This window comes from Rhodococcus sp. 7Tela_A2, from assembly GCF_049311045.1.
GTDB lineage: Bacteria > Actinomycetota > Actinomycetes > Mycobacteriales > Mycobacteriaceae > Rhodococcus.
Window position 1 is genome coordinate 1 of the sequence record NZ_JAXION010000203.1, and the last position, 3,068, is coordinate 3,068.

At 67.8% G+C, this 3,068-nt stretch carries 3 protein-coding genes; 1 reads left to right on the forward strand and 2 read right to left on the reverse strand.

What is annotated here, in order from left to right; all coding sequences use genetic code 11:
- The first annotated feature begins 248 nt into the window (after window positions 1-248).
- The gene (locus TVH25_RS21125) at window positions 249-872 is read left to right on the forward strand and encodes a YdcF family protein (RefSeq protein WP_169623021.1); all 624 of its coding nucleotides are present in this window, start codon (window positions 249-251) and stop codon (window positions 870-872) included.
- Between the two features lie 5 nt (window positions 873-877).
- On the opposite strand, the gene TVH25_RS21130 is transcribed toward TVH25_RS21125, so the two are convergent.
- Together TVH25_RS21130 and TVH25_RS21135 are read right to left on the reverse strand one after the other, a co-directional pair.
- Window positions 878-2,398 (reverse strand): TerD family protein, encoded by a 1,521-nt coding sequence (locus tag TVH25_RS21130; protein WP_422425396.1) that lies wholly within the window; start codon window positions 2,396-2,398, stop codon window positions 878-880.
- 5 nt (window positions 2,399-2,403) lie between these two features.
- Window positions 2,404-3,068, reverse strand: a 665-nt coding sequence (locus TVH25_RS21135; RefSeq protein WP_422425397.1) for a TerD family protein, incomplete at its 5' end; no start/stop codon positions are given.

A 3,068-nucleotide genomic window follows, 5' to 3' on the forward strand; every position in this document is an offset into this window, starting at 1 on the left:
CCCCCCCCCCCCCCCCCCCCCCCCCCCCCCCCCCCCCCCCCCCCCCCCCCCCCCCCCCCCCACGCCATAGGGGAAACCTATGGAGAGCCGGGGCACGCGCTTCCCCGGCAATCCGTTTGTCGGATGTCACGATTCCCTATCGGGTAGTCGATGCAGGGTCCACAGGGCTTCGAGGACTCCCACCGTCGGCCGTGGTCGATGGCACACTGCGGCACAGCCCGATCCGATCATGTTCCGAAGGGATTCGAATGAGCGCTGCACGACGGACAGTGGCCTCGGCCCTGGTCGCGGCCACGGTCACATTGGGAGTTTCGACAGGGCAGGCGAGCGCCGACCCTGCCGTCGACACCGTCGTGAACGGGATTCTGTCCGTGACGCCGCTGTGTCAGGGGATGATCGACGAGTTGATCATCGTCTGCACGGAACTGGAGCAACTGACTCCGCGATTTCCGGTGATGCTCGATCTGAATCCGATCGGCACTCACCTCGTTGTTCTCGGCGCGGGACTGACCGAGGACGGGAGGATCCGGCCGGTACTGGAACAGCGTCTCGAGGCTGCTCTCGCGGCGGCACACCGCTACCCGGCGTCGCCGATCGTCGTGACCGGCGGCGTACCGCGCAACGGCGTCACCGAAGCCCAGGCGATGAAGGACTGGCTCGTCGCACGCGGCATTCATCCCGATCGGGTCACCGAGGAAACTGCTTCGACGTCCACCGTGGAGAACGCACGCTTCACCAATGACGTCCTTCTCAGGCGTGGCGCAACGGGTGCCGTCCTGGTCACCAACCGGGACCATCTCGAGCGGGCGATGGTCAACTTCCGGCAGGCCGTCGACGCTCGTATCCCGGTGGCGGGCATCGTCGCTGCGTGATGCGATCAGGTTCTGACGGCTCCGAGAACTGCCACCACCGTGCGCAGCAATTCCTCGTCGGTGGGGAGCGTGTCGGCCGCGAACCGCCAGTCGGTGTTCGTCCACGGGTCGGCGAGGTGACCGTCCTCGGCCGCGGGTAGATGCTGCGACACGTCGCGCAAGAGGGCGTACGCGGGATTGTCCACGACTTTGTCGTCCGCGCCGGTGATCACAATCGAAATGTCCTGGGACGAACCCATTCTTGCCAGATGCACGACATTCACCAGATCGATGCTGCCGAACCCGTGCGGCAGGCCCGCCAGCACGATGACGCGGGGTTCGGGCCGGAGCGTCTCGGCGCCGGACGACAGTGCGAGGCCCGTAAGGTCCGCGGCTTCGGCGAGGCCTTTCAGTTTCGGCGCCACCCCGGCGATGTCGTGAATGGGAGGGCCGGCGAGCATCGGCCGTGCCAGTTCGCTCAACGCGAGCAACGATCCGGACGGATCGATGATGTCGAGGCGGGATCCGGGGCGCGCGGACAACAGACGCAACGCCAACGACGACGCGACCGCGCCGGCAATCGCGGCCTCACCGTCGATCCACAACGGCCTACCGAGGGGAAGCGGTACGCACATCGGTAACCGGAGCGCCCCGCGATCCGGCGCCGACAACTCACCCACGCGCACACCGTCTCCCTGGACCAGCGTGCCGCGCCATGCGCCCGAGTCCCACGAGGCAAGCGACGCGGGCAGCACCGCATCGACCGTGTCGAGTTCGGCGGCGAGCGTCACGCTGTCGTCACGATGCCGGGACTCCGCTGCCGCCACGAGTTCTTCGCAGCGCCGGTGTGCTTGTGCGCGGGCCGTTTCTGCTGCCCGACCGGTACGGGCGAAGGGGTCCGCCACCGCAGCCGACAACTCGTCGTCGAGCCGATGCTGCGCGTATTCGTGCGCAGCGACGTAGGCGGCGGCCGACCGGGAAGCGTCTTCGAAGATCCGCCACACCAGTTCGCAGGACGGGGGAAGTTCGGTTCCTGTCGTCGTCGGCAACGCATCCGCCTGTGCGGGAGCAACATCGGCGGGCTCGTCGACCGCGACGCCGTGCGCGGTGAACATCTCCGCGAGTCCACCGGCATAACCCGCACCGAGCGCGCGAATCTTCCAGGTTCCGTTGCGGCGGTATATCTCCCAACACAGCAGTGCGGATTCTGTGCCCGTCGCGGGCGTGATGTGGAAGGACGCGAGAGGCGTTCCGTCGGCGTCACACAGCGTGGTCGATACCGGCGTCGTCGACGCTGCTCCCACGGCGCACAGCACTCGCGCGCCCGGGCGCAGGGCGTCCGGCTCGAGGACGATGGTCTCGCCCTCGACCCGGACGCCCGCCGTGGCCGGCTGATTGTAGAAGACCACGTCGTCCGAGGTCGCGACCTGCAGCAGGTCGTCCACCACGAATGCGCACAGGTCCAGCGGAACCTGCGCGGACGCGGCGAAACGCAGCGTGCGGACCGTCAGCGGACCGTTCTGCCCCGCCGAGAACTCATACGTCATCCGCGCTACGTAGCCAGGAACCGGCCCAGCTGGGGTGCGGCCTCACCGGGATGCTTGGCCTGGATGCCCTCGCCGATCGCCTGCAGCTTCCAGGAGTTGCCCTCGCGGTACACCTTCGCCATCACCATGCCCGTGAACGGCATACCGCCCTGCATGGTGTACCGGGCGAGTTCGCCGTTGGTGGTGCCGTCGACGAGGCGGCAGAACGCATTCTGAACCTGCTCGAAGGAGTGCCCCTTGTACGACGTGACGACGAACATCACGGTCGTGATGTGCGCCGGGATGCGCGTGAGGTCGACGAGCACGACCTCGTCGTCGCCTGCTCCCTCACCCGTCAGGTTGTCGCCCTGGTGCTGGATCGATCCGTCCTTCGACTGCAACTGGCCGTAGTAGGCCACGTCCACGATGTTGTGGTCGGCGAACAGGACTGCGGACGCGTCGAGGTCGATGTCGGCGGAACGATTGCCGAACAGCCCGCGCTTCTCGATGGGATCCCAGCCGAGGCCCATGCGCAGGTACGTCAGTGCCACGCCGCCGTCCTTGCGGAGCGTGACCTTCTGGCCCTTGACGAGGCTCACGGGACGGTTCTTCGTCAGGCTGACCTCGGCGGGCTCCGCGGGTGCGGCCGCCGGCGGGGGAGCCTGGTTGTACTGCTGCTGCGGTGCGGGCG

Bases quoted from the DNA above. Each gene is read 5' to 3' on its own strand.
- TVH25_RS21125 (WP_169623021.1), top strand. From the start codon at position 249: ATGAGCGCTGCACGACGGACAGTGGCCTCGGCCCTGGTCGCGGCCACG.
- TVH25_RS21130 (WP_422425396.1), bottom strand. From the start codon at position 2,398: ATGACGTATGAGTTCTCGGCGGGGCAGAACGGTCCGCTGACGGTCCGC.